The organism is Anoxybacillus eryuanensis, assembly GCF_051200995.1.
Taxonomy (GTDB): domain Bacteria; phylum Bacillota; class Bacilli; order Bacillales; family Anoxybacillaceae; genus Anoxybacillus; species Anoxybacillus tengchongensis.
In genome coordinates, this window is record NZ_JBPODS010000001.1 from 195,021 (window position 1) to 218,880 (window position 23,860).

Here is a 23,860-nt window from a genome sequence, read left to right on the forward strand (position 1 = left end):
CTCTACTCCTTTAACACCGCTTGAATGTACATACTCGGATCGACTAATACACTTACCGCATCGGCAACAAACGGGCGGACAAGTTCAATACTAACGCCATATGCAACAGATAAAACAAGCAAAAACAACACCGGAACAAATCGTCCATCAAGCTTCTTTTGTTCAAATCCTTTTTTCTCGCCCCAAAAGCCGTTCATGAATATTTTCATTATCGAATATAGCACAAGCAAACTCGACAATAAAATGACGACTGCTTCAAAGATCAGATGTTGATCGAAACTTGCTTTCACAATGAACAGCTTGCCGATAAAGCCACTAAATGGTGGAATGCCTGCGAGCGATAACGCAGCGATAAAAAACGCCCAACCGAGAAGCGGATACGATGTCATCAACCCAGAAAATGAACGAATATCGTTTGAACGAGTAATTGAAAAGACGATACCGACGAATAAAAAGAGCATCGCTTTCATGACCATATCTTGCAACAAATAAAAAATCGTTCCTTCTAAACTGTCTGGCGTCATCATGGAAATGCCGAAAATCATCACGCCGACTGCTGCAATAATGTTATAAATGACGATGTAGCGCATATCGTTGTAGGCGACTGCTCCGATGACGCCGATGACAATCGTGCCGAGCGCAAGCCAAGCGAGCAACGTATGCGTATACATCGCATCATGCGTAAATAACAATGTAAATGTACGCAAAATGGAATATACCCCTACTTTCGTCAACAATCCACCGAACAGCGCTAACACCGGTGTTGGTGGCGCATAATACGCACCTGGAAGCCAAAAGTATAGCGGGAAAATCGCCCCTTTTAATCCGAATACGATCATAAACAACACCGCAATGACCGTTAAAATTGGCGATGAGCCTAGGTCGTGAATGCGCTGAGCTAAATGAGCCATATTTAACGTCCCTGTCACCGCATATAAATAAGCAACCGCCACGACGAATAGCGCGGACGAAATGACGTTGACAAGCGTATATTTAATCGTTTCACGCAATTGAATTTTCGTGCCTCCAAGTACAAGCAACACGTAAGAAGACATGAGCATCACTTCAAAAAAGACGAACAAGTTAAACAAATCGCCTGTCGTAAATGCCCCGTTGACGCCAACGAGCAAAAATTGAAAAAACGAATAGTAATAAAACGTTTCCCGTTTATGTCCGATCGCATAAAACGAATACATTAAACAAGCAAGCGCAATGATGCTCGTCGTCAACACAAGCAAAGCAGATAGCGAATCCGACACGAGCGTAATGCCAAATGGCGCTGGCCAATTTCCGACATTTAACGTTTGAATGCCGTCCGTATGCACGCGATGAAGCAAGGCGCTGCTTGCGACGACTAAACTCGTTGTTGCAAGCGTCGAAACAGCGCGTTGCCAAAAGACGTGCTTCGGAAAGAAAATAAGAATAATGGCCGTCACAAGCGGTATGAGAATTGGCCAAAGCAGAAGGTTACTCATCTCCCTTCATCCCTTCCATATGATCTGTTCCAATTTCTTGATAAGAACGATACGCTAACACTAAGAAAAATGCGGTCACCCCGAAACTAATGACAATCGCTGTTAAAATGAGCGCCTGCGGGAGCGGATCAACGTATCGTGCCGCTTTCTCCCCTAAAAGCGGTGGGGCACCTACTTTTAGCCCGCCCATCGTCAACAACAACAAATGAGCGCCATGGCTAAGCAACCCTGTGCCGATAATAATGCGAAGTAAACTTTTGCTGAGCAACAAATATGTCGCAGCGGTAAATAACACACCGATGACGACAATCATAAGCAATTCCATTAGTCGCTCTCCCCTATCGTTTCAATAATAATCAACGTCACACCAACGACGACAAAATAAACACCTAAGTCAAACAACACAGCGGTATGAAGCGACGTATGGTCAAGCAACGGCAAATGGACGTATTCATACGCATGCGTTAAAAACGGGCGGTCGAGAAACATGCTGCTCATCCCCGTTCCGACCGCAAACAACAGTCCAATCGCAACAAGCCATTTGTAATTAATAGGAACCATTTTTCGAACGGTTTCAATATCAAACGCTAAAAGCAACAAAACGATCGCTCCAGCCGTCATTAAACCACCAATAAATCCGCCACCAGGATAATAGTGCCCAGCAAAAAACAACTGAACGGAAAATAACACGATGATCGGCGTGACAACCGCTGTTGTCGTTCGTAAAATGACATCGTTTCGTCTCATCGCTCCTCCTCCTTCGCGAGCCGCAATTTCACCATCGCATAAATGCCTAAGGCGGCAATCGCTAATACGCATATTTCAAACAACGTATCAAAGCCACGAAAATCGACTAAAATGACATTGACCATATTTTTTCCAGCCGCTTTTTCATACGTATTGTCCACGTAATATTGCGAAATGGCATCGAAATGTTTTCCGGCATACGCTAAAAAGGCAATGACGCTCATCGTCACCCCGACTGCAATCGAAATCAGGGCGTTCTTTAAATTAAAACCGACGCCTTCTTGCTTTTGACTAAACTTCGGCAAATGATAAAAGCAAAGCAAAAAGAGTGCGACCGAAATCGTTTCAATAACAAGTTGAGTTAAAGCTAAGTCAGGCGCACGAAATAAAACGAAAAATAACGCAACTGCATAGCCAACTGCCCCTAATGAAACGATTGCTGTTAAACGTGATTTCGCAATCACCGTTGTGGCCGTTGCCGCCACAATCGCTACCGCTAAAACGACTTCATACACACGAATGTTTGCTAAACGGCTTAAATCGATGTTCCATTGCTCGTTCCAACCGATCGTAAACAAAAGCAAGGCAACGAGCGATGTAAAAATATAAATTAAATACGTGCGCATCGAGCCTGTCATGATGCGCGATGTAAACGACCGAGCGCCTCTTTCCATCCAGACGAACGATTGATCGTACAAAAAGTTCAGCGACATCCGCTCAGAAAAGCGATAATGTATTTTTTTCCATTTTGGAAACGTACGATATAACAGCAAACCAAACAATAATACGCCGATCGTCATAAACAATTCTGGTGTAAAGCCGTGCCAATGGGAAATATGCACATCAAGCGCTTCATTTGGCGTAAACAATCCGTATAGCACCGCATATACGGCTGGAGCTAATACAGCGTCAGACAATACATTCGGCACAAATCCGATGAAAATGACGAGCAACGCTAACACAATTGGCGCGATAAGCATGCCGATCGGTGCTTCATGCGCTTCTTTTTTCAACAAGTGCGGCTTATATTTCCCGAAAAACGTTCGACTAACGAAAAGCGCGCTATATAAAAACGTAAATATGCTTGCCACCCATGCGACGACAGGCAACACAACCGCCCATCCCGCAACGTCTTTTGCCCGCAACATTGCGGTAAAAAACATTTCTTTACTTAAAAAGCCGTTAAACGGTGGCAAACCCGCCATCGACAGCGAACCAATTAGCGCGATCGTAAACGTCACCGGCATGATCGTCATTAAACCACCAAGACGACGAATGTCGCGCGTTCCTGTTTCATGATCGACAATCCCAACGACCATAAACAAACTTCCTTTAAACGTCGCATGATTAAATAAATGGAAAATAGCAGCTAACACCGCGACCATAAATACATTTTCGTCTATCCCATCATAATGAAACGATAGCCCTCCGATTCCTAACAGCGCCGTAATTAAACCGAGCTGACTGACCGTTGAATACGCTAAAATCGCTTTTAAATCTGTTTGTTTGGAGGCTAAAAACGAAGCCCAACATAACGTCACAAGGCCAACGAGCGCAATCGTCCAAACCCAAACAGATGAAACGGCGAAAATCGGCGTCAAACGAGCAATTAAATAAATACCTGCTTTCACCATCGTAGCAGAATGTAAATATGCGCTGACGGGCGTTGGCGCTTCCATCGCATCAGGCAACCAAATGTAAAACGGAAATTGCGCTGATTTCGTAAAAGCACCAAACAAAATAAGGAAAAGTGCGGGGATAAAAAGCGGATGTTCCGTTAATGGTGTATGCATAAGCTCACGAATGTTATACGTTCCACCTGCGATCGCAAGCGCCACAAATCCCCCGAGCATCAGCAGTCCGCCAAACATCGTAATCAGCATTGATTTTTGTGCGCCATAGCGCGATCGATCGCGTGTGTACCAATAGGCGATCAATAAAAACGACGAAATGGACGTCAACTCCCAAAATACATATAGCGAAATTAAGTGGTCGGAAAGCACAACCCCAAGCATCGCTCCCATAAATAAAAGCAAATAGACGTAAAAGTTTCCGAGCTGCTCTTTTCCTTTTTGTAAATAATAAATCGAATAAAGGACAACAAGCGAGCCGATACCTGTAATAAGTAGCGCAAATAATAAACTTAATCCGTCAACATATACGTCAAATGAAATGTGAAGCGACGGAATCCAATGCAACGTGGCGCTCACTGCTTCGTACTGACGCACGTTCTCCATATAAGATAAAAAGTAGACAAATAGCGCAATCGGCAACGGTAAAACAAACCATCCGACATGAAGCGAACGAATCAATTTGTACAAAAACGGAACGAGTAGCGCCAACAAAAATGGCGCAAACATCGCGATATGTAATGTCGGCATAACAATCAACCCCCTTCTGACATAGCCATCCTCTTTTTTATACGTGCCATATGTATAAAAAGTTTCACTTTTTTTCAAAATACATAGTAAAAATGAAGAAAGGAAGACACGTGATGGTTCTTTTTTTTATCATTGCCATGATGGTCGATCACTATGAAACAACAGTCAAAAAAATAGAGCCTCCCGTTTACGCCACCGTAAACGAAAAGCTCGAGCAGCCGTTTCAACCAAGGCAATATATTCGGAAAATCGAAAAAGAGAAGGAGAAAACAAACTAGCTTACAGTTCGCTTGCGAGCCCTTCTAATTCATCCGCCGATGCCGATACGTGTGTCATCGCTTCGTGAATTTCACTAACCGCTTGTACACATGCTTTCATTTCATCATCAATACGCACGTTATATTGGCAAATTCGCTCAAGCGCTGACGCAAATTCATCAAAAAACGTATACACCGTTTCGATTCCGTTTGTACTCTCGGTCACTGAAAGCGATGCTTGTTCGAGCGATTGCGACATGGCTAAAATGTGATGATGAATGTCACTTAATACGCGCGCAACATCTGCAACGGACTGTTTCGTTTGCGTAGCAAGCTTACGCACTTCGTTAGCGACGACCGCAAATCCTTTGCCATGTTCTCCTGCGCGTGCCGCTTCAATCGACGCGTTCAATGAAAGCATATTCGTTTGATCGGCAATCGATGTGACAAGAGATGCGATATGTTCAATTTCTTTCATCGCTTGTTGAAGCTTGTCCATATTCGTCTCGATTTGTTTCATTTTTTCGTTCATTTGTAACATGTTTTCGACTTGCATTTGCAACTGTTGTTTTCCTTGCGTCGATTTTTCTGCGCTCGCTATCGCTACGGTAGACGCTTCTTTTGCCGCTTGTGAAATGCTTGTTGCTTGTTCGTTTAATGACGAAACGGAAGCGCTAACTTCGTCAGATGCGTGACTTAACTGTTGCAGCGATAATTTCACTTGTTCTTTCATTTGTTGTTTTAGCGTCTCCATTTGCAGACGAAGCAATTCGTTTTCACGTTCATATTGTTCAAGAACGAGTTGTTGTTCAACGTTTAACATTTTCGAAACCGTTTTCATGACTGCGATGACATACGATTGTTGAGGCAATTGCTCGAGCATCACCGCTAAAATTTCCTCAAGTAAATGTTGAAACGAAGCGATATACCATTTCGGCTCTAAGCCGATGCGCACATGCGCTTGGGCAATGCGACGTCTTTTTTCGATAAACGCTTCATCGATGTTTCCACTGAACATTTCTTTTACATGTACCGTTAACGTTTGTTTTAGTCGCTCAATCGTACTATGTTGTTGAATGATCGAAAGCAAATGGCTTTCTTTTTGTAATGCACCGTAAAACGCATCGACAATGCGCGCAATGTGCGCATCAATATAAGGTTTGACATGTTGCAAAATCGCCATATCTTTTGTCGTCATCCCAATGAGCGCGAGTTGCCGTTCGACCGTTCCTTCGCTTAGACGAATCGGCTCTTCTTTCATTTGTAAAATGACTTCAAGTTTTTCATCTCGCTGTTCTTGTTTTCGTTTAAACAATGTCCGAGCCCCCTTAAATCACATAAACAACATGTTTACATGTATATGTTAACAAACGAGGAACAAAAAGAAAACACCCATTTAGTTGGGTGCTTTCCATTGTTCGCCTAACATGCGAATCGAGTCGATGACCGCATCTAGTTTGCCTTCGATCCGATGCAGTAAATAAAACGTCACCGCAATCGGAAAACCGACATCGGAAAGAAGCGACAAATAGGCTTCCATCTTTCTCATCCCTTTCTTTTTCGGTTGATATATAACAAGGTGCCCCGAAACATAGGGCACCCGAATCGTTTACATAAACGTCCATTCTGTGATCGTTGTGTCAATGAGGCGCGCGCCTTTTTTCGCCATTAGATCGCCTCCGCTTGATGGAAAGACGTTTGCAGCAATGATCACATCCATCACATTGGCAACTTGCGTTTGTGTCACATCGTCACGCGGAGCATCAACGCTCAAACGAACGGTCTTTCCTTCTTCATTTACAAACTGTAATTCCAGCGTTTTCATTTGTTATCCCTCCCTATTCGCCTAATACATGCACATCGTTGCGATACACGTGAACGAGCGGGGCGCTTTGCAAAGATGCAAGCGCTTGAGCGACAGAGACGAGCGAGCTTTCCGTTGCGTTCGGTTTAATCGTATACGTCTTATTTTTATAGATCGGTTTGCCCGCCTCTGTTACGCCCACTTCAAACGTTAAACGAAGTTGTGAACGTTGAAGCATGTTCCTCCCCTCCTTTCACTTATAACTATCGCAACGATAACGGCGAAAGGTTAGGGACTACACCCATTTTTCTGCCCATGTTTGCACAGCTTCCATCACAATATGCAAATCTTTTCCTTTTGCTGTTAATTCATATTCAATTCGGACAGGCTTTTCAGGATATACATGACGGACGACAATTTGTTCTTCTTCTAACTCCTTTAATCGTTCCGTTAACATTTTTTGACTAATTTCTGGAATGCTTTCTGCTAAATCTTTAAACCGAAGCGGTCCGCGAAATAATACGTGAATAATCAGTCCATTCCATCGCTTTCCAAGCAGTTGAAACGCCGCTTCAATTTTCGGACAGACGTGTGAATGTTCCATCTCTCATCACCCTATGCATGAAATTTGACAAACTTATTGTAACTAAATTAATATAAACATTGTTTCTAACAAAAAGTAAGTTATTTTCTTTTATAAAGGAGGATTATATATGCTTTCGATTATTGAACAACGGCAATCCGTCCGAAAATACGATCCGACTGCTTCGATTTCTAAGGAACAATTAATAAAACTGTTGCAGTTAGCAGGAAAAGCGCCTTCCGCTTGGAATTTACAACATTGGCATTTCGTCGTCATTTACGGAAAAGAAGCGCAACAAAAACTTCTTCCGATCGCTTACAACCAACAACAAATCGTTGATGCGTCTGCCGTTGTTGCGGTACTTGGCGACTTAGAAGCCAATAAAAAAACAGATGCGGTCTATGATCCACTTGTCGCAGCAGGAAAAATGACAAAAGAAGTGAAAGAAACGCTCGCAAAGCAAATTGAACAGGCATATACAAACCGCCAATATGCGCGCGATGCGGCATTCACAAATGCATCGTTAGCTGCGATGCAATTCATGCTTGCGGCAAAAGCGGAAGGATTTGATACGTGCGCCATCGGCGGCTTTGACACACAAGCGTTTATGGAAGCATTCCACATCCCACACCGCTACATTCCGGTGATGCTTATTACAATCGGAAAAGCGAGCGCCCCTGCTCATCCATCGTCCCGTTTATCAATTGACGAAATAACGACGTGGGTAAATGGATAAAACGACCCGTTTTAAGACGGGTCGTTTTTATAGAGGGGCAACATCATACGAACCCGCGTTCCTTTGCCGACTTCGCTTTCAATTTGCATCGTGCCTTTATGCTCATGAACGATTTTCATACTTGTCGTTAAGCCAAGTCCCATACCTTTTTCTTTTAATGTATAAAACGGTTCACCGATATGTTTTAACCGCTCTTGTTCAATGCCTTTTCCTGTATCTTCGATGACAACATAAACGCAGTCATCTTCATCTTTCGTGGAAATCGTAAGTTTTCCCCCTTTTGGCATCGCTTCTAATGCGTTTTTCACGATATTGACAAATACTTGAATGAGCTCGTTTTTGTCCCCGTATATCATTGCGGATGTGCGCGGTTCGTATTTCATTTGTACGTTTTGTAAAATCGCTTCGTACGTAAACAGCTCGATCACATATTCGAGCACGTCGTGTAAAGCAAGCGGTTTGTACGCTTTCATTTGCGGTTTCGCAAGCACGAGCAGTTGGGTGACGATTTGATTGACTCGTTCAATTTCATCTAACATAATTTGTACAAATCGCTCATCCACTTCTTTCGTCTCTTTCATCATTTGCAAAAATCCTTTAATCGACGTTAACGGATTCCGAATTTCATGAGCGATCCCAGCTGCCAACTCGCCAATCACTGACAGTTTTTCTTTTTTCAACAACAGCTGTTCGGCAATTTTTTGTTGTGTAATGTCGCGCCCGATGACGACAAGTCCTTTGCGTTTGCCGTTTTCGTAAAATAGTGGCACTTTAATGACGTCAAACGTTTTCATTTCACCGTTCGGCATCGAAAACGACTCTTCTGCGCGCGTCACCGTTTTCGCTTGCCACGCTTCTTCATCGGAATCGATGCAGTAAAGTAATGCTTCGCGAAAATGGGGAGTGTATTCCGCAAGCTCGGCATCTGTTTTTCCTTTATAGTCGACATGCTCAAGCCCATATAGTTTTAAACCGAAATCGTTGACTCTTAACCAACGGCCTTGTCCATCTTTAAACGATACGAAATCAGGCATCGCATGAATAAGCGTTAACAATTCTTGTTCGCTTTCTTCCATTTGTTTTAACTGGCGATGTTTCCTTAAAGCGATATACATAAATACAGCAGATAAAATAACAAAAAGCGAGCCTTTGAGCGTCTGAACATACGGTGCGATATGTTGAGGAATCGGTAATTTCTCCACATACCAATCGGTCAATACAATCCAAGCAACACTTACAATCACATAAATAGGAATAGCGTATTTCATCTGGCAACGAAACCTTTCTTTACATCTCTCTCATCCATTGTGCGAGCTTCATCGCAAGTGGCAACACATACTCTTCGTCTAACACGTTCGCAAGCGATTGTTGTAGACGTGATTCGATATGAGTAAAATCGTCATAAGTGACATGTATCGACCATTCTAAATAAGGAATGGCGACAACGATATATTGTTCTTTTTTATTTTCATAAATGTATACGTTTTGTTGAGTAGAGTTTTGTTGAACTGATACTTTTCTTATTTTCATGTTGCTCATGCCTTTCCATTTTTTATTATCATAGCACAAAAAATTCCCATCGTTCAAAACATTTTTTTAGGCAAATACGCTATTTCCCGCCCTTTTTTCGCCTCATTTTCTGTATTTCCCTAAGGGAAACACCGCATATGTCTAACATAAACGGGACGTTTTTTCCTACTTTCTGTTTCGTGCAACGTAAACGTTTTTGATAAGCTACATGTAACCGCGGAATACGTGAAGGCGCGCCTTCGGGAAAGGGATATTTATGTTGTTTGAAACGGTTGTCGAACAATATCGCCCGCTCATTTCATATATCATTCGTCAATTACATATTCATCGCCATGTCGATGAATATGTGCAAATCGGTTTAATCGCGCTTTGGGAAGCGTACGAACGGTATGATGAAACGAAAGGTTCGTTTTGTACGTTTGCCTTTAAAATGATTCGTTGGCGCATCGTGTCGCAGCTTCGCAAAGAAACGAAAAACGTATACGTTCCGTTGCCAGATGAATATGTGTTAAAAGAAGATGTCGATTTTTTTGCCAATATCGTATGGGAAGATGCGATGCGACATTTATCACCACGCGAGCAAATATGGCTCGTTCGTCACGTAATGGAAGGAAAAACGCTCAAACAAATTGCTGCTGAAGAAGGCGTCACCGTCAATGCGGTGAAGCAATGGCGCATGTCAGCTGTAAAAAAGCTACGGCAATATGTTAACTGCGCGGTCGATCCATGTAGTAATATACAACGTCGCCACCGCGCTGCGCCACACCACGAAAATGTTTAAAATCGTCTTGCTGGACGAGCACATGACGAAACGTTAAAAAATGTTCTTTTTTCACAAGCACATACGGAATATCTCTTGTGCGCAATTGTTGCAAAAGTTGCTTTGCTTCTTGTTCAGTCATCGTCATCCCTCCCTCTTTGTTTTAACGTGGTTACGGACACATGTCAATACGATGTGCGAATGCCTAATTTTGTCATATCAACACACGTCTATAAAAAATACACATACAATGTTGGTGGATTCTAAATGAAAGAAAGGAAGATGAACGATGAATGACTGGAATATGTATGAAGATTTCCGCTTAGATCAACAAATGATGCCGCAACAAACGCAACCGATGCCACAGATGATGCCGACGCCGCAAATGATGCCACAACAAATGCCGCAAATGATGCCGGGCGATTGTGGGTGTGGCATGCCAATGGGACCGATGTGGCCGATGGGACATATGATGCCACAGCAAATGCCGTTCCCACAAATGCCGCAACAAATGCCGCAGATGATGCCGGGCGGTTGCGGGGCACCGATGTGGCCGGGAATGCCAATGCCGTATTGGCCAACGCGTTAAAAATAGTTGAAAATGCCCTTTACGAACGAGGAAAAATCATGCAAAATAGAAAAAAGGTTTAAAAATTCAAAAGTAAAGGGGATTTTCAATGAAAAAAGCGCAAATTGGCGACGTCATTGAATTTAAAAATGGGTTGCGGGGAATTGTGGAAAAAGTAAACGAAAATTCGGTCATTGTCGACTTAACGTACATGGAAAACTACAAAGAACTCGACTTGCAAGAACGGACGGTTGTGAACCATAAAAATTACAAAATTGTTGAATAACGAAAAGAGGGCTGCTTATTGTTGATGAGACAGCCCTCTTTGTTGTCCACATTGCTCTTTCATCTCGCTACATTCGTAAATATATACGCCTTGCTTTTCCGAAAGCGCGGCATAATACATCGCTTCTGCCACTTGTTTTGCCGCAATCGGTTTATATTTTTCCCATTTGCCAACGAACGCAAACGAAATACCGTGACAAAGCCATTCTGCTGTTTTTTCACCGAGGCGAAACTCTTGTCGCTCCCCTGTTAATAAAGACGGACGGAAAATGTGGAGCGAACGAATCGTAAGCCGCTGCAACGCCTCCTCCGTTTCTCCTTTCACGCGATTGTAAAAAAACATCGAGTGCGGATGGGCGCCAATGGCAGAAACGAATAAAAACGTTTTAACATGGCATTTTTCCGCTAATTTCGCGGCACGCAACGTATATTCGTAATCGACTTTAATAAATTGTTGTTTTGTTTTTGCTTTTTTCATCGTCGTCCCTAAGCAGCTAAACACATCATCAACGTGGAAATATTCTTCATATTGTTCGATGTGGTCAAAATCAACGACGACTTGTTGTAATTTTTCATGGTTGCACGCTATTGGCTTTCGAACAAATATAGTAACTCGTTCATAATGCTCTGAACGAAGCAACCGTTGGAGAAGCTCGCCTCCAACTAACCCGCTTGCCCCGATCACAAGAGCAGTTCTCTGTCTCAAATGAAGACCCCCCAGACGAAAAAAAGGTTCGTAACAATTTGTCATTATATACCCGTTTACGAAAAAAAACTAGGTGTGTTTTGTGAATTTTTTAAGGCTGGCTCATAAGCCAGCCTTTACTAACGATTATCCACTTTTTCTGGATATAAATCGTGGTTCAATAAACGATATTCCGCCATTTGTTCATATTTCGTTCCTGGTCGTCCCCAGTTACAATATGGGTCAATCGAAATGCCGCCGCGCGGTGTAAATTTGCCCCACACTTCAATGTAACGCGGTTCCATGACGCGAATTAAATCGTTCATAATAATATTGACGCAATCTTCATGAAAATCACCATGATTGCGGAAGCTAAATAAATATAATTTCAACGACTTGCTTTCAACACATTTTTTATCAGGAATGTAACTAATGTAAATTGTCGCAAAATCTGGTTGTCCGGTTTTAGGCAACTGCTTTTTATAAAGCAGGTGGACTATATCTTATTCTTATTCGACTGCGATATCGAATAAGAACCCTTGCGCTTCCACCACGATACTTCGTGGTGTACTCTACTCTCTTCCTCTATCACTACCTTTACTCGCTTCATGATAAAGTGATTTCGATAGTCTCTGCACCTTCCTTAAAGAACATGGTTGCATACATCGCCCTTTCTTCTTTAAGGCTTGGCTCAGGGTTGGAGAAATAGGGTTCTAATAAATAGATAAGGCGATTTTCTTGCTCCATCCTCGCATAGTAATTGTCTTGCCGATGGATATTACGATGACACGGGGAACATAGGCATTGATAAATTTCACGAAAGTTTTCTTTGTGAAACTTATGCATTTCAGAAATGACAGACATTGTGTCTAAACAATTCCTTTGATCCAAATAAAAGCAAATCGCGTGAAAAATTTTTGTAAAAGATAATAGATGATGTCCATCTATTAGAAAGTGAATACCTTTTCTTCTTTCTCCTCACTATGTTTTCAAAAACATCTAATCCATACTCTTCAATAATCTTTTCTTTCTCCGAGTGCTTAGGTAGTCCATGAATTTGTCTCCATCTTTCAAGACTAGACCAATCCATACCTAATTCAATGGACAACTCATGAATACTCTTCCCAATGTAAATAAACTGCTTAGTAAACCATTCCTTATCTCTCCATGGCGTGTTGTACAATACAAACACCTCCACAAACATACGTTCCTTTGTTTGTATTGTACATAAAAATTCAGATAATTTCCACCCTTTTTCTCTTTCCCTGAATTCACAAGGTTTAGCCGACAGTGTCACCACTGAAGTGTGCCCTCATTGACACAAGCTCGTAAACTCCGGACAGTTAAATTTGACGAAATAGTCGCGATCGGGATGTTTGTTGTCAAACACTTCAAGAATGTCTGGGCTGTATTCAAATACATATTTCGTTCCTTGGTTGCCAAGGAGCGTCACACCTTGTAATTCTTCATCTTTTCTCATGTTTTTCTCCTCCTTTAGTTATACGCCGCGGCGATTGCCCCATAATAATGTGTGCAGTTGCGGCAATACGCGGACGTCGTTCATTTCTTTAGACTGTACTACTTTGTCAACGAGCCATTCAAGTTTTTGCAATAGTTTGAGGCGAAGCGCAACGTCATCTGCCTCATGTATGTCGTCGTTACCGACTTGCACGTAAAATGGAACGTTTGGATAGCGTTGATGTACGATTGTTGCATAAGCAAAATCACTATCGTCAAACACGACGACTTTTAAGCTTACATGTCCACGATGCGCTGTTAGTCGTTCCATCATCGTATCAAGCGTCGCAAAATTTGTTTCCATGTTTGAGCTTGGCGGCTTTGGTGAAATCGTTAAATCGTCGATGTCATAAAACCAATCTTGCCATACGCTCCCTTGCGTCTCTAAACCGATGCGCATGTTATGTTCTTTCAATAATGAAATAAGTGCACGAAGTCCTTTGAGTAACGCAGGGTTGCCCCCAGAAATGGTCACATGATTGAAACGGTCGCCACCAAGCTGTTTCATCTGTTGCCAAATGGCTTCAGCGGTCATTTGTTTTATTTCATGTTTAGCTGAACCGTCCCACGTAAACGATGAGTCGCACCAACGACAACGGTAGTCGCATCCTGCTGTGCGGACAAACATCGTTTTTTGCCCGATGACCATCCCTTCTCCTTGAATCGTCGGGCCGAAAATTTCAATAACCGGAATGCGCTCCATTATTGTTTCCCTGCTTTCGGACGATATACGACATAACTCGTTGGGGACTCTCGTACAAACACTTGGACGCACGTTGGTTTGTTTGGCAACGTATTTAAATGTTCCTGAACGATTTCCGCAATTTTTCGCGCTACCACTTCTGTCGTCGGAAAATGCTCAGCAGCTGTATCGCTAAATACGTCTTTATGGTCGTTCATGACCGTATGATCAAAGCGGTTGTGTATAAGTTTTTTCAACTGTTGAAAGTTAATTAAAAAGCCAGAATCATCAAGCTCGTCACCCGCAACCGTAATGTTTATAAAATACGTATGTCCGTGCATGTTCGCACATTGCCCTGCGGCTTCATGCGGAATAAAGTGCGCAGCCGCAATTTGCATATCTTTATTTAACTCATAGCGAAACGGGTGAATGACTTGCGGATAAATTTGTTGGATCATTGCACACCTGCTCCTTTCTTTTCATTCATATACTGATCGAGACCACGCTTACGTAACACACATGCTGGGCATTCACCGCAACCGTCTGCGATGATACCGTTGTAGCACGTGAGCGTCTTGTGGCGCACGAACTCCAGCGCACCCAACTCATCCGCAAGCTTCCACGTTTCTGCTTTATTTAACCACATAAGCGGCGTATGAATGACGAATTCGTAACCCATTGCTAAGTTCAGCGTCACGTTTAACGATTTTATAAATACGTCGCGACAGTCTGGATAGCCGCTAAAGTCCGTTTCGCACACCCCTGTTACAAGATGGCGTGCCCCTTTTTGTTTCGCCAACACCGCCGCAAACGATAAAAACAATAAATTGCGTCCATCGACAAACGTGGATGGCAATTGTCCTTCTTTTTGTTCAATGGCGATGTCGCTTCTTGTGAGCGCATTTGGCGCGAGCTGGTTTAGTAGCGACATATCAAGCACCGTATGTGGTACGTCAAGCTCTTTGGCGATCGATGCGGCGACGTCAATTTCAAGCCGATGGCGTTGATTGTAATCGAACGTCACTGCTTCGACTTCATCAAAATGTTTTTTTGCCCAAAATAAACACGTTGTACTATCTTGCCCGCCGCTAAAAACAACGACTGCTTTTTTCATCTTTCGCTCCCCTTTCTTACATGGTGAGAAGAAAGAGCGTTCTAAAACAAAAACGCTATACCCCCTAAGGACATAGCGATCCCTAGTTTTTTTATAGAGGGTGTTCTAGAACCTCTCCTACGCAAGTGGCGTAGAATTCTTCTTCAATTGTACGCCTAACAATATACCATAAAACATATATTCATTCTATAAAAATTTATGCTTTATTTGTGAACTGTTTTCAGGATATAATAACAACAAAAAAGTTAGGTGATTCAATATGACAAAACGTTCTACTTTTGACGCGGCACTTCAACAGCTACGCGAAAAATTAATGACGATGGTATCTGCATCTCAACAGGCGCTTCATGAATCAATTGAAGCGTTAAAAACGCAAGATGTCACGAAAGCTGAGGAAATTATTGAAAACGATAAAAAAATTAACGAGCTTGAACGAGAAATTAACGAGCTTGCGATTATGACGATTTTAAAACAACAACCAGTCGCATCTGACTTACGGCGGTTAATTGTCGCCCTTAAAATTTCATCAGATGTCGAGCGTATTGGCGACATTGCGGTCAATATCGCAAAATCGGTTAAATTTATTGGCACAGAGCCACACGTAAAACCGATCGTTCACATTCCTGAAATGGCAGCTATTGTCAATGAAATGTTAGAACATGCGCTTCACGCGTTCCATAACGATGATATTGAAGAAGCAAAACGAATTGCGCTCGAAGATGACCGTGTTGACGAATTACAAGGAAAAATTATTCAAGAATTAATTGATTTAATGAGCGAAAAGCCAGAATTTACGAACCAAATTACGCAATTATCGTTTGTGACGCGCAATTTAGAGCGCGCTGGCGACCATGTGACAAACATTGCCGAAAATATTTTATATAGCGTTAAAGGAATTCGCATTGATTTAAATTATTAAACATTTCCGTGCCTCACATCGTCTGAGGCATCTTTTTTATTTGTCGATTTTTCAATGATCTGGTGATATAATTGTGTCGGGGGAGGTGAATGAAAGTGGATGAAATGCTAAAACGTATTTTCGATGAACTCGCATTGATGCGTGAGCGCATGGCGACAAAAGATGATATCGCTGCCATGGACAAGCGTATCGGGCACATCGAGCAAACGATGGCTACAAAAGACGATATCGCGAGCATCGAACAACGTATGGCCACAAAAGACGATATCGCAAGCATCGAACAACGTATGGCCACAAAAGACGATATCGCAAGCATCGAACAACGCATGGCCACAAAAGATGACATCGCTGCCATGGACAAGCGTATCGGGCACATCGAGCAAACGATGGCCACAAAAGACGATATCGCGAGCATCGAACAACGCATGGCCACAAAAGACGATATCGCAAGCATCGAACAACGTATGGCCACGAAAGACGATATCGCAAGCATCGAACAACGTATGGCCACAAAAGATGACATCGCGAGCATCGAGCAACGTATGGCCACAAAAGATGATATCGCGAGCATCGAACAACGCATGGCCACAAAAGATGACATCGCTGATATTCCTCTCATTAAGCAAGCGGTATTTGAAATACTAGAAGCAGTCAATGAAATTCCAACGATCAAGCAAAACCTCGCTGAAATGTCCCAAAAACTAGATGATGTCATCCGTAAACAAGCACAACAAGAGCTTGCCATTCAATCACTTGCTTTTCGGTCACTTGTACATGAAAACGAAATTCGCGCGTTAAAGGCAAGATAACGATGAAAAGGCTGTCACAAACTTCTTTGGGACAGCCTTTTCCATTTATTTTTCTTCTTTCAATAGTTGTTCAAACGACTTCACTTTCCCATGTGGTTCGTTTTGCGCTTGCTTACGAACCGTCCATTGTCGCTCTTTTTGTCTTTTAGACTGAGTCATTCGTCTCACCTCCCTTTTTATCATTTGTTCATTTTCCTTTTTTATGACTTTTTTATTGTTTGAAAATTGTGTATATTTAAAGTAAGGGGAAAAGGGGGAGAGAAAATTGTTACAATCGAAACAAGCAAAAAAGGCGCTAAAAAAAGTGCAACACGTAGCGAAAGAAATAAAACAAACGATTCGATTCGATCAACCGCTCGCTCAACAAATCGATTCGTTGCGTGACGTATTAGACCGCCATCTTGATCGCGATGAATATTTTGTTATCGTGGATGAAGACGGACACAGTCTTGTACATACAAATCGGTTACGCGAAGGTATGTTGTTTGATGATGAAGTAGGGAAAAAATCAGCTAAAACGACTACTCCTCTATTACAACTGTATAAGCGAAACACAGGCGAAGTGCTCATTGACGCTTCTTGTCCGCTTGTCGAACAAAATGGAAAGCGCTTTAATTTACGAATGGGTCGTTTGATTCATCAGCCATACATGGAAATGTGGCTTGGTGCGATCGTTTTATTACCCGTCATCGCTCTCTTTATTCTTGCCCTTCTCGTGCATTTATCGCTGAAACAAACGTTCATTCTTGTTGGTGGCACATGTGTTGTCGGCTTTTTCGTTTCTTTTTCCTTTTATCGCATCATCATGAATCGCCTTCGCGCGTGGTATCATGTGACTCGTGCCGTTTCATCTGGACAGTTGCAAGCAGAAGTGAAAACGGTCGGAAAGCGCAACGCTTTTCATCAAATCGGCTACGAAATAAACAAAGTCATTCTCGGTTTGCGCATGATTTTACAACAAATTGCTAAAGCTACCCACTCCGTTGAACAAGTTAGCCACGATCAAAAAGAAGAAGCGAAACGCATTGCAGAAGCGTTCGATGAAGTATCCGCGACAATGGAAACATTTCGTGAAGGGGCGCAAAAACAAACCGCATTTGTAAATGAGGCGAAAGAGCGCATTCAAACGATGTTACAATATATGCACAACGTCCAAACAGACATCGAACAAGTTGTTGAACGAGCGCAATCGACGTTTGAATCCGCCAAAACAGGATATCATGGTATGCAGACGATCGAACAACGAATGAAAGAAACGAAACAACAAATGAATGACACCGCACAAGATATTCAAACGGTCGCAAAAGAAGCAGATACGTTAATTCAAAAAGTATCCGCCATTACCGCCATTGCGGAACAAACGAACATGTTAGCGTTAAACGCTTCGATTGAAGCGGCAAGAGCAGGGGAAGCCGGAAAAGGATTTGCGGTTGTCGCCAGCGAGGTTCGTAAACTGGCGGAACATACGAATGCGTTTGCGAATGAAATTTTATCGTCGCTTGCCAACACGCATCGTCAACTATCAACTGTCGCAAACGCAGTCATAAATCAAGCAAATACAATGGACGAAACGACTACCTCCTTAACAAAAATGACCGAAAGTCTTGCCCATTTTCAAACGATGTCGCATGAGTTAAACGCTTTAATTCAACGAAACCGAACGCTTATGCAACAAACGACAAAAGAAGGAAATGAACTATATGAAGCCATTGCAGACGTTTACACGATCGCCAACGACTTTACAAAAATTGTGCACGAAACAGCAAGCGGTCTTGAACAACAAGCAACAAGCGTTCATCAACTTGCGAAAGAGGCAGCGATACTAGCAGAAGAAGTACAGCAACTGAAACAAATTTTGCATCGTTTCGGCATTAAATAAATTAAGAAAAAAAGCGAGCCTAATGCGCATTGGCTCGCTCGTTTTTTGTGTTATGCATATATGCCCCGATGCCGATCGTTAAAACAAAAAGCAGTAAAAATATGTCCCCTGTTTCTAAACTAGCTGCTACGCTACATCCGAAACAAAAAAGAAGCGGCGTTTTCAACCACTGTTCACCACTGAACAACCACCATTCAAATAAACCGACCGTAAACGCCAATACGTACATCGTTCCGTCATTTAGCGAAAAATAATGGCCAAATGCAAGAGCTCCCATCCATAGCGCAATGGCTGCTGGCAATAAAAGAAACGCGTCATGCTCACGTACACCGCGCTTGAACACATATATATGAACAATAAGTCCAAAAGAAAAAACAATAACAGGCCATACGCTTGCATTATACCATTGAATGATGTGAAACGTTTCAAGCGTAAATACAATCAGTAAAGCTACAATAGCGATGACCGTTTGACGCATCATTTCACCCCCTTACATTCAATGTACTATACTTCTTTTTTTCTAGCTAGGCATTTTTCGATAGAAAAGCAAGAAAATAAATATGATGCTCATATATCCAAATAAAGGATATAACAAAGTGAGAAGCGAGTGATATCCGACTAAACTAAACGCATACATCGCCATCAAAAGCGCAATGAGGACAAAGATCGGTGTCCGAAAAAAAAGCGCTAGTTTCCGATGCAGTCCGAACACACCGGCGATAAATGAAGTGAAAATTTCACCGTAAATGATGACGACGTATAGTCCATAAAATGATGCAAGCGAACGTTTCACTACTTCCGCCATCGGAATGCTGTAAGATTGCAAGTCTGGAAGCAAAGACAGAGCCAAATGACTGCTGAATAAAATGCCCATAAGCAATATGCCACCAAGCCACCCTCCAAGTCGAATCGTTCGTTCATCTTTCACTTCTGTCGCAAGTGGAACGAGCACGACTTGTGCCATCGCCAAATTAAACGCGACATACGCAAACGGAGAAAAAAACGCAGCAAACGGCGGTTTCGTCCAGACGAGATCGCTTCCATTCATTAACGATATGGCGAAACTAAATATAATCATAAGCGGCACAACGACCATATTGACGCTTAATATGCCATTTAAGCCAAATAACATCGTCACAAACGTCACCGCCATGGTGAATAAAAGTCCAACATATGCCGGCATATGAAGCTGCTCTTCAAACACCGCCCCCGCTCCTGACAACATGACTGATGTAACACTAAACAACACAACAAACATAAATATATTCACAACAACGCTCACTTTTCCGAACAAATACGCATTCAACTGCTCATATGAACGCGCATGAAGCCGATTGGCCATAAGCATCAAGCGCGTCCCGAAAAAAATGAATAGCCCCCCACTGACCGCAATCATCACCATCCCAATCGCTCCGTATTGCGTAAAAAATTGCACAATTTCTTTTCCGGTCGCAAAACCGGCACCAACGACTGTTCCGACATACACAAACGCAATTTGAATCGCCCGCATCCACACGATACTCTCCCCCACTCGTCCATTTTTTCTATATATATATGAAAAAAAACGGCGAATATTTTCCGCCGTTTTTCTTATTCAACTACGACATCCACTTTTGGCATATTGTGCATATTTTTTGCTGTCACATGTGCGACAACGGAATATGTCCCTTTCGTTGGAAACGTATATCGCGCGACATATTTTCCGTCACCGACGTGTTTCCCTTCAATCATCTGCCGATCTTCTTCACCGTGTTTCCATACTTCAAACTTCACTTCTGAGGCATCGGTCACTTTTTCATCACCATATGTCGCAAAACAAGCGAGTTCGACTTCTTGATTAACTGGAAGCTTTTCTTCGATCGCCATTTTGACGTCTAAATATGCCAGCTCTTCTTCTTCCGCTTTGTTCGCACAGCCAGCGACAACAAGCAGAGCGAAGGCAAACAACAATAACCATTTTTTCATTTGAATCCCCTTCCATGTTACAATAGTTTCACAAAATAATCACAAATATTTGATACAATAGTTATAAACATACTTGATGGAGGATGCGTGCGATGCAAATTCGTTTCTTTTTTCTGCTCATGATCGTCGTTTTGTTGACAAGTTGCGCCCCACAAACGTACACTCCGATTCCACGGGACAAATCGGTCGTTAGCGTCGTCAATATAAAAGAACAAAGCTTGTCATTTATTGATTATAACACGAAAAAACTTATTGCAACATGGCAAATAAACAAACCGGTAACAAAAGCGATCCTACTTCCTGATAACGATACAGTGATGTTATTCGGACAAGATATGGACGAAATGATCGCCTATTCATTATCGACAGGAACAGAAAAGAAACGATGGAACGTACATAAAGGCGTGACCGACGTGCTTGTCACTACGCATGAGTTGCTCGTTGTAAACGAAAAAGACGGGACGGTGTCAATCATGACGTTCGATGGGAAAGTGAAACATACGATCGCTACTCCCCCTTCCCCTTTTTCGATCATCGAAGATAAAAAACATCATCAATGGATCGTCATTCATTTTAAACAGGGCGCCATTTCATTCATTGACAAAGCGACAAAACGAGTGAAACGAACAGTCGATACGCTCGATTTTGCCGTGAGTGGCTTAGTCGTACCTGAAACGGATGAACTATGGGTTGGCGGGCATGGAAGCGGGACGAATATTCAACAAGAAGCATATGTTCATTCACTTGTGGACGGGCGTTTACTCACACGTGTGAAAGCAGAAACGATGCCGATTCAATTTGTACAGACGAACAAAACGATATACGTGCTTTGCCACGGATCGAACATGCTATATGTATTTGATCCGAAAACGAAACATTTGATGCGCTCACTTGATATTGGTGCGAATCCTTTCGCCATAGTAAAAGCAAAAAAGGAGCTCGTCATCGCAAGCTACGATGGCAATGAACTTATTTTTGTCGATGAAAAAACGTTAAAACAAACAAAAACGGTTTCTGTCGGACATGGACCGTTTTACATCTTTTTCCGTGGTGCGAAGGAGGAATAAGCATGGCAACGATTTTAATTGTTGACGATGAAAAAGATATGCGGGAATTGCTTCGCCTTTATTTAGAACCAGAAGGATTTACGTGCATTGAGGCAGAGGACGGCGAAGCAGGGCTTGCCGAGTTCGGACGGAGACATATCGATTTAATTTTGCTTGATATTATGATGCCAAAACTTGACGGCTACCGCTTTTGCATGCACGTACGCGAACGGTCACAAGTGCCAATCATTTTTTTAACAGCAAGAAGCGATGAATGGGATCGCGTATATGGACTAAAAATTGGTGCGGACGACTACATCGTCAAACCGTTTAGCCCTAATGAAGTGGTCGCACGTGTGCATGCTGTACTTCGACGAACGAAAGGAACAGACGCACCTCCACAATATGAAGCAGGTCCGATTAGCATTGATGAAAAAGCACGAAAAGTGACAGTGAATGGAAAACCGATTGTGTTAACGTTAAAAGAATTTGAACTTCTTATGTTGTTTGTAAAACATCGCGGGCAAGTATTTACGCGCGAACAGTTGCTCGATCGCGTCTGGGGCATTCATTACGTCGGCAGCACGCGCACCGTTGATACACATATTAAAACGTTGCGCATTAAATTAGGGGAAGCGGGACAACTCATCCAAACGGTATGGGGAGTGGGATATAAATTTGATGAAACAATTTAATTCCCTTTCACTACAACAAAAGCTATGGCTAACGATTAGCGCTTTTTTAGTGCTAGCGGTGTTTCTTTTATATATCGTTGTCGTTTATGTATATGAAAACATTTATATCGCAAACGTCGAACAACGTTTATTACAAGAAGGAATGAACATTGCTGTAAAATATAAAGGCGGTGCACTCACCGACTCGTTTCGCGACACCGTTTCCGTCATCAATGACATATCTGACACGGAAATTGTACTTGTAAACAATCCGCGTGAATTAAGCGCGTGCTTACCGTTCGAAGTCGATCATCATTCCATTATTAGCGAGGCGGAACGACAACAATTGCTTGCAGGGAAAACGGTCACGAAAAAAGGATATGAACAAACGTTTGATCGCCAAATCGTCGGCGTCATTATTCCGCTACTCGATGAACATCGCCTGATGGGCATTTTATATTTGTACGTTCCGCTCGCATCGATTGAAGATGTGCTTGAGCGTATTCAAACGTTCGTCATGATTGGCGGCATGCTTTTTTTATTCATTACAGTGTTTGTCGGCCGAAAAATTGCGATGCATTTGACAAAACCGTTACAACATATGCAGCAAGCTGCTTACCGTGTCTCGCAAGGCGACTTTTCTGTCCAAGTCGATGTCAAAACGGAAGATGAAATTGGCCAATTAGCCAAAGCATTCAATCAAATGGCGCATGCGCTGGCGAAAGAAGATGAACGAAAAAAAGAATTTTTAGCGAACGTTTCTCACGAATTGCGCACGCCGCTAAGCTATGTGAAAGGATATAGCGAAGCGCTATTAGATGGCGTCGTCAAAGAAGAAGCACAACAAAAAAAATATATGAAACTCATTCACCGCGAAGCAAGTCGCATGCAACGTCTCGTGCGTGATTTGCTCGATTTAGCGCAACTTGAAGGCACGTATCCGCTTGTGCGCACCCCTTTTTCGATCGCCCAATTAATCGAGGAAACGATGGAAAAATACGAACAGATCATGCAAGAAAAGCACATCTACCTTTTGTTCGACCTCGACCATGACTTAATCGTTGACGGCGATCCCGACCGCATCGAACAAGTGTTGCAAAATTTACTTGATAATGCGTTGCGCTACACTCCTTCTGGCGGCACGATTTCGTTGCGTGCGACAAACAAACATCCGATGTGTGAACTCGTTATCGCAGATTCGGGACAAGGGATGACAAAAGAAGACATGGACCGATTAGGCGAGCGCTTTTTCCGCACCGACCGCTCCCGCTCGCGCGAACATGGCGGTACAGGGCTCGGCATTGCAATCGTCAAACAAATTGTCAAGCTACACGGTGGCTCCATCCGTTTTGAAAGCGAACAAGGAAAAGGAACGACCGTATACGTCGAATTGCCACTATATAACGAATCATAGTAAAATGTATGTATGACATTTGAAGGAGG

General features: G+C 42.6%; 32 protein-coding genes, 2 pseudogenes and 1 riboswitch. Of the genes and pseudogenes, 11 read left to right on the forward strand and 23 right to left on the reverse strand.

Annotation, left to right across the window (positions count from 1 at the left end):
* Positions 1-2 precede the first annotated feature (2 nt).
* Genes HNQ84_RS01015 through HNQ84_RS01030 form a run of 4 tightly spaced genes read right to left on the reverse strand, consistent with a single transcriptional unit; the run spans position 3 to position 4,603 of the window.
* Positions 3-1,475, reverse strand: a complete 1,473-nt coding sequence (locus HNQ84_RS01015) for a Na+/H+ antiporter subunit D (protein WP_435620833.1) — start codon at positions 1,473-1,475, stop codon at positions 3-5.
* Positions 1,468-1,800, reverse strand: coding sequence for a Na(+)/H(+) antiporter subunit C (locus HNQ84_RS01020; RefSeq protein WP_032100601.1), 333 nt, complete (start codon positions 1,798-1,800; stop codon positions 1,468-1,470). The genes HNQ84_RS01015 and HNQ84_RS01020 overlap by 8 nt, the downstream gene beginning before the upstream one ends.
* Positions 1,800-2,222, reverse strand: a complete 423-nt coding sequence (locus tag HNQ84_RS01025; protein ID WP_055440280.1) for a Na(+)/H(+) antiporter subunit B — start codon at positions 2,220-2,222, stop codon at positions 1,800-1,802. The genes HNQ84_RS01020 and HNQ84_RS01025 overlap by 1 nt, the downstream gene beginning before the upstream one ends.
* Complete coding sequence (locus HNQ84_RS01030; RefSeq protein ID WP_435620834.1) at positions 2,219-4,603, reverse strand: Na+/H+ antiporter subunit A; 2,385 nt, start codon at positions 4,601-4,603, stop codon at positions 2,219-2,221. Before HNQ84_RS01030 ends, HNQ84_RS01025 begins: the two co-directional genes overlap by 4 nt.
* Positions 4,604-4,716: 113 nt before the next feature.
* Between HNQ84_RS01030 and HNQ84_RS01035 the strand changes: the two genes are divergently transcribed.
* On the forward strand, positions 4,717-4,881 hold the full coding sequence (locus HNQ84_RS01035; RefSeq protein WP_183250359.1) for a hypothetical protein: 165 nt from the start codon (positions 4,717-4,719) through the stop codon (positions 4,879-4,881).
* Between the two features lies 1 nt (position 4,882).
* Here the strand turns inward: HNQ84_RS01035 and HNQ84_RS01040 are convergent, their stop codons facing one another.
* The 5 genes from HNQ84_RS01040 to HNQ84_RS01060 all read right to left on the reverse strand — a co-directional run bounded on the left by HNQ84_RS01040 (position 4,883) and on the right by HNQ84_RS01060 (position 7,268).
* The gene (locus HNQ84_RS01040) at positions 4,883-6,175 is read right to left on the reverse strand and encodes a protoglobin domain-containing protein (RefSeq protein ID WP_435620835.1); all 1,293 of its coding nucleotides are present in this window, start codon (positions 6,173-6,175) and stop codon (positions 4,883-4,885) included.
* 81 nt (positions 6,176-6,256) lie between these two features.
* Entirely contained in the window at positions 6,257-6,400 is a 144-nt protein-coding gene (locus HNQ84_RS01045; protein WP_021095644.1) for a YvrJ family protein, read from the reverse strand.
* 69 nt (positions 6,401-6,469) lie between these two features.
* Positions 6,470-6,685, reverse strand: a complete 216-nt coding sequence (locus HNQ84_RS01050) for a DUF2922 domain-containing protein (protein WP_183250355.1) — start codon at positions 6,683-6,685, stop codon at positions 6,470-6,472.
* A gap of 13 nt (positions 6,686-6,698) precedes the next feature.
* Positions 6,699-6,902 (reverse strand): DUF1659 domain-containing protein, encoded by a 204-nt coding sequence (locus HNQ84_RS01055; RefSeq protein ID WP_032100606.1) that lies wholly within the window; start codon positions 6,900-6,902, stop codon positions 6,699-6,701.
* Between the two features lie 57 nt (positions 6,903-6,959).
* Complete coding sequence (locus HNQ84_RS01060; protein WP_183250353.1) at positions 6,960-7,268, reverse strand: winged helix-turn-helix transcriptional regulator; 309 nt, start codon at positions 7,266-7,268, stop codon at positions 6,960-6,962.
* A 109-nt stretch (positions 7,269-7,377) separates the two neighbouring features.
* Here HNQ84_RS01060 and HNQ84_RS01065 point away from each other — a divergent pair, with 109 nt between their 5' ends.
* Positions 7,378-7,983 (forward strand): nitroreductase family protein, encoded by a 606-nt coding sequence (locus HNQ84_RS01065; protein WP_183250351.1) that lies wholly within the window; start codon positions 7,378-7,380, stop codon positions 7,981-7,983.
* Between the two features lie 11 nt (positions 7,984-7,994).
* On the opposite strand, the gene HNQ84_RS01070 is transcribed toward HNQ84_RS01065, so the two are convergent.
* The gene (locus HNQ84_RS01070) at positions 7,995-9,251 is read right to left on the reverse strand and encodes an ATP-binding protein (RefSeq protein ID WP_435620836.1); all 1,257 of its coding nucleotides are present in this window, start codon (positions 9,249-9,251) and stop codon (positions 7,995-7,997) included.
* A 19-nt stretch (positions 9,252-9,270) separates the two neighbouring features.
* Positions 9,271-9,522: a YueH family protein gene (locus HNQ84_RS01075; protein ID WP_435620837.1), complete on the reverse strand. Its 252-nt coding sequence runs from the start codon at positions 9,520-9,522 to the stop codon at positions 9,271-9,273.
* A gap of 247 nt (positions 9,523-9,769) precedes the next feature.
* Here HNQ84_RS01075 and HNQ84_RS01080 point away from each other — a divergent pair, with 247 nt between their 5' ends.
* The gene (locus tag HNQ84_RS01080; protein ID WP_435620838.1) at positions 9,770-10,294 is read left to right on the forward strand and encodes a sigma-70 family RNA polymerase sigma factor; all 525 of its coding nucleotides are present in this window, start codon (positions 9,770-9,772) and stop codon (positions 10,292-10,294) included.
* Here the strand turns inward: HNQ84_RS01080 and ykzS are convergent.
* A complete protein-coding gene (ykzS, locus tag HNQ84_RS01085) occupies positions 10,221-10,415 on the reverse strand; it encodes a protein YkzS (RefSeq protein WP_435620839.1) in 195 nt (64 codons plus the stop codon). The genes HNQ84_RS01080 and ykzS overlap by 74 nt on opposite strands.
* Before the next feature lie 147 nt (positions 10,416-10,562).
* Between ykzS and HNQ84_RS01090 the strand changes: the two genes are divergently transcribed.
* Both HNQ84_RS01090 and HNQ84_RS01095 read left to right on the forward strand, forming a co-directional pair.
* Positions 10,563-10,862: a hypothetical protein gene (locus HNQ84_RS01090; RefSeq protein WP_435620840.1), complete on the forward strand. Its 300-nt coding sequence runs from the start codon at positions 10,563-10,565 to the stop codon at positions 10,860-10,862.
* Between the two features lie 88 nt (positions 10,863-10,950).
* Positions 10,951-11,127: a YkvS family protein gene (locus HNQ84_RS01095; RefSeq protein WP_003396733.1), complete on the forward strand. Its 177-nt coding sequence runs from the start codon at positions 10,951-10,953 to the stop codon at positions 11,125-11,127.
* Between the two features lie 15 nt (positions 11,128-11,142).
* On the opposite strand, the gene HNQ84_RS01100 is transcribed toward HNQ84_RS01095, so the two are convergent.
* From HNQ84_RS01100 to queC, 7 genes and pseudogenes are all read right to left on the reverse strand, one after another.
* The gene (locus tag HNQ84_RS01100) at positions 11,143-11,877 is read right to left on the reverse strand and encodes an oxidoreductase (RefSeq protein ID WP_435620841.1); all 735 of its coding nucleotides are present in this window, start codon (positions 11,875-11,877) and stop codon (positions 11,143-11,145) included.
* 74 nt (positions 11,878-11,951) lie between these two features.
* Positions 11,952-12,281, reverse strand: a pseudogene (gene queF / locus HNQ84_RS01105) (preQ(1) synthase); the annotation flags it as partial.
* A 377-nt stretch (positions 12,282-12,658) separates the two neighbouring features.
* Complete coding sequence (locus tag HNQ84_RS01110; RefSeq protein ID WP_435620842.1) at positions 12,659-13,111, reverse strand: hypothetical protein; 453 nt, start codon at positions 13,109-13,111, stop codon at positions 12,659-12,661.
* A gap of 18 nt (positions 13,112-13,129) precedes the next feature.
* A pseudogene (locus HNQ84_RS01115) lies at positions 13,130-13,291 on the reverse strand (preQ(1) synthase); the annotation flags it as partial.
* An 18-nt stretch (positions 13,292-13,309) separates the two neighbouring features.
* Positions 13,310-14,032, reverse strand: a complete 723-nt coding sequence (gene queE / locus HNQ84_RS01120) for a 7-carboxy-7-deazaguanine synthase QueE (RefSeq protein WP_435620843.1) — start codon at positions 14,030-14,032, stop codon at positions 13,310-13,312.
* Entirely contained in the window at positions 14,032-14,469 is a 438-nt protein-coding gene (queD, locus tag HNQ84_RS01125; protein WP_435620844.1) for a 6-carboxytetrahydropterin synthase QueD, read from the reverse strand. The genes queE and queD overlap by 1 nt, the downstream gene beginning before the upstream one ends.
* Entirely contained in the window at positions 14,466-15,125 is a 660-nt protein-coding gene (gene queC / locus HNQ84_RS01130; protein ID WP_435620845.1) for a 7-cyano-7-deazaguanine synthase QueC, read from the reverse strand. The genes queD and queC overlap by 4 nt, the downstream gene beginning before the upstream one ends.
* Positions 15,126-15,201: 76 nt before the next feature.
* A riboswitch (PreQ1 riboswitch) is annotated at positions 15,202-15,246 on the reverse strand.
* 138 nt (positions 15,247-15,384) lie between these two features.
* Between queC and phoU the strand changes: the two genes are divergently transcribed.
* Positions 15,385-16,044 carry a phosphate signaling complex protein PhoU gene (gene phoU / locus HNQ84_RS01135; protein ID WP_032100617.1) on the forward strand — a complete coding sequence of 220 codons (660 nt, stop codon included), beginning with the start codon at positions 15,385-15,387 and terminating at the stop codon, positions 16,042-16,044.
* A 95-nt stretch (positions 16,045-16,139) separates the two neighbouring features.
* Positions 16,140-16,853: a hypothetical protein gene (locus HNQ84_RS01140; protein ID WP_435621016.1), complete on the forward strand. Its 714-nt coding sequence runs from the start codon at positions 16,140-16,142 to the stop codon at positions 16,851-16,853.
* Positions 16,854-16,898: 45 nt separating this feature from the next.
* Here the strand turns inward: HNQ84_RS01140 and HNQ84_RS01145 are convergent, their stop codons facing one another.
* Positions 16,899-17,012 (reverse strand): DUF6254 family protein, encoded by a 114-nt coding sequence (locus HNQ84_RS01145; RefSeq protein WP_221248102.1) that lies wholly within the window; start codon positions 17,010-17,012, stop codon positions 16,899-16,901.
* A gap of 106 nt (positions 17,013-17,118) precedes the next feature.
* Between HNQ84_RS01145 and HNQ84_RS01150 the strand changes: the two genes are divergently transcribed.
* The gene (locus HNQ84_RS01150; RefSeq protein ID WP_435620846.1) at positions 17,119-18,732 is read left to right on the forward strand and encodes a methyl-accepting chemotaxis protein; all 1,614 of its coding nucleotides are present in this window, start codon (positions 17,119-17,121) and stop codon (positions 18,730-18,732) included.
* 19 nt (positions 18,733-18,751) lie between these two features.
* Here HNQ84_RS01150 and HNQ84_RS01155 read toward each other — a convergent pair whose 3' ends face one another.
* The 3 genes from HNQ84_RS01155 to HNQ84_RS01165 all read right to left on the reverse strand — a co-directional run bounded on the left by HNQ84_RS01155 (position 18,752) and on the right by HNQ84_RS01165 (position 20,697).
* Entirely contained in the window at positions 18,752-19,210 is a 459-nt protein-coding gene (locus tag HNQ84_RS01155) for a hypothetical protein (RefSeq protein ID WP_435620847.1), read from the reverse strand.
* 42 nt (positions 19,211-19,252) lie between these two features.
* The gene (locus tag HNQ84_RS01160) at positions 19,253-20,248 is read right to left on the reverse strand and encodes a YkvI family membrane protein (protein ID WP_435620848.1); all 996 of its coding nucleotides are present in this window, start codon (positions 20,246-20,248) and stop codon (positions 19,253-19,255) included.
* A gap of 74 nt (positions 20,249-20,322) precedes the next feature.
* Entirely contained in the window at positions 20,323-20,697 is a 375-nt protein-coding gene (locus tag HNQ84_RS01165) for a FixH family protein (protein WP_183240133.1), read from the reverse strand.
* A 92-nt stretch (positions 20,698-20,789) separates the two neighbouring features.
* On the opposite strand from HNQ84_RS01165, the gene HNQ84_RS01170 reads away from it, so the two are divergent.
* From HNQ84_RS01170 to HNQ84_RS01180, 3 genes are read left to right on the forward strand one after another with little or no spacing between them, the layout of a single operon-like run.
* A complete protein-coding gene (locus HNQ84_RS01170; RefSeq protein ID WP_435620849.1) occupies positions 20,790-21,764 on the forward strand; it encodes a YncE family protein in 975 nt (324 codons plus the stop codon).
* Positions 21,765-21,766: 2 nt separating this feature from the next.
* Positions 21,767-22,438, forward strand: a complete 672-nt coding sequence (locus HNQ84_RS01175) for a response regulator transcription factor (protein WP_435620850.1) — start codon at positions 21,767-21,769, stop codon at positions 22,436-22,438.
* Positions 22,425-23,831, forward strand: a complete 1,407-nt coding sequence (locus HNQ84_RS01180; protein ID WP_435621017.1) for a sensor histidine kinase — start codon at positions 22,425-22,427, stop codon at positions 23,829-23,831. The genes HNQ84_RS01175 and HNQ84_RS01180 overlap by 14 nt, the downstream gene beginning before the upstream one ends.
* The last annotated feature ends 29 nt before the right edge of the window (positions 23,832-23,860 follow it).

Bases quoted from the DNA above. Each gene is read 5' to 3' on its own strand.
- HNQ84_RS01015 (WP_435620833.1), bottom strand. From the start codon at position 1,475: ATGAGTAACCTTCTGCTTTGGCCAATTCTCATACCGCTTGTGACGGCC.
- HNQ84_RS01020 (WP_032100601.1), bottom strand. From the start codon at position 1,800: ATGGAATTGCTTATGATTGTCGTCATCGGTGTGTTATTTACCGCTGCG.
- HNQ84_RS01025 (WP_055440280.1), bottom strand. From the start codon at position 2,222: ATGAGACGAAACGATGTCATTTTACGAACGACAACAGCGGTTGTCACG.
- HNQ84_RS01030 (WP_435620834.1), bottom strand. From the start codon at position 4,603: ATGCCGACATTACATATCGCGATGTTTGCGCCATTTTTGTTGGCGCTA.
- HNQ84_RS01035 (WP_183250359.1), top strand. From the start codon at position 4,717: ATGGTTCTTTTTTTTATCATTGCCATGATGGTCGATCACTATGAAACA.
- HNQ84_RS01045 (WP_021095644.1), bottom strand. From the start codon at position 6,400: ATGGAAGCCTATTTGTCGCTTCTTTCCGATGTCGGTTTTCCGATTGCG.
- HNQ84_RS01050 (WP_183250355.1), bottom strand. From the start codon at position 6,685: ATGAAAACGCTGGAATTACAGTTTGTAAATGAAGAAGGAAAGACCGTT.
- HNQ84_RS01055 (WP_032100606.1), bottom strand. From the start codon at position 6,902: ATGCTTCAACGTTCACAACTTCGTTTAACGTTTGAAGTGGGCGTAACA.
- HNQ84_RS01060 (WP_183250353.1), bottom strand. From the start codon at position 7,268: ATGGAACATTCACACGTCTGTCCGAAAATTGAAGCGGCGTTTCAACTG.
- HNQ84_RS01065 (WP_183250351.1), top strand. From the start codon at position 7,378: ATGCTTTCGATTATTGAACAACGGCAATCCGTCCGAAAATACGATCCG.
- HNQ84_RS01070 (WP_435620836.1), bottom strand. From the start codon at position 9,251: ATGAAATACGCTATTCCTATTTATGTGATTGTAAGTGTTGCTTGGATT.
- HNQ84_RS01075 (WP_435620837.1), bottom strand. From the start codon at position 9,522: ATGAGCAACATGAAAATAAGAAAAGTATCAGTTCAACAAAACTCTACT.
- HNQ84_RS01080 (WP_435620838.1), top strand. From the start codon at position 9,770: ATGTTGTTTGAAACGGTTGTCGAACAATATCGCCCGCTCATTTCATAT.
- ykzS (WP_435620839.1), bottom strand. From the start codon at position 10,415: ATGACTGAACAAGAAGCAAAGCAACTTTTGCAACAATTGCGCACAAGA.
- HNQ84_RS01090 (WP_435620840.1), top strand. From the start codon at position 10,563: ATGAATGACTGGAATATGTATGAAGATTTCCGCTTAGATCAACAAATG.
- HNQ84_RS01095 (WP_003396733.1), top strand. From the start codon at position 10,951: ATGAAAAAAGCGCAAATTGGCGACGTCATTGAATTTAAAAATGGGTTG.
- HNQ84_RS01100 (WP_435620841.1), bottom strand. From the start codon at position 11,877: ATGACAAATTGTTACGAACCTTTTTTTCGTCTGGGGGGTCTTCATTTG.
- queE (WP_435620843.1), bottom strand. From the start codon at position 14,032: ATGGAGCGCATTCCGGTTATTGAAATTTTCGGCCCGACGATTCAAGGA.
- queD (WP_435620844.1), bottom strand. From the start codon at position 14,469: ATGATCCAACAAATTTATCCGCAAGTCATTCACCCGTTTCGCTATGAG.
- queC (WP_435620845.1), bottom strand. From the start codon at position 15,125: ATGAAAAAAGCAGTCGTTGTTTTTAGCGGCGGGCAAGATAGTACAACG.
- phoU (WP_032100617.1), top strand. From the start codon at position 15,385: ATGACAAAACGTTCTACTTTTGACGCGGCACTTCAACAGCTACGCGAA.
- HNQ84_RS01145 (WP_221248102.1), bottom strand. From the start codon at position 17,012: ATGACTCAGTCTAAAAGACAAAAAGAGCGACAATGGACGGTTCGTAAG.
- HNQ84_RS01155 (WP_435620847.1), bottom strand. From the start codon at position 19,210: ATGCGTCAAACGGTCATCGCTATTGTAGCTTTACTGATTGTATTTACG.
- HNQ84_RS01165 (WP_183240133.1), bottom strand. From the start codon at position 20,697: ATGAAAAAATGGTTATTGTTGTTTGCCTTCGCTCTGCTTGTTGTCGCT.
- HNQ84_RS01170 (WP_435620849.1), top strand. From the start codon at position 20,790: ATGCAAATTCGTTTCTTTTTTCTGCTCATGATCGTCGTTTTGTTGACA.
- HNQ84_RS01175 (WP_435620850.1), top strand. From the start codon at position 21,767: ATGGCAACGATTTTAATTGTTGACGATGAAAAAGATATGCGGGAATTG.
- HNQ84_RS01180 (WP_435621017.1), top strand. From the start codon at position 22,425: ATGAAACAATTTAATTCCCTTTCACTACAACAAAAGCTATGGCTAACG.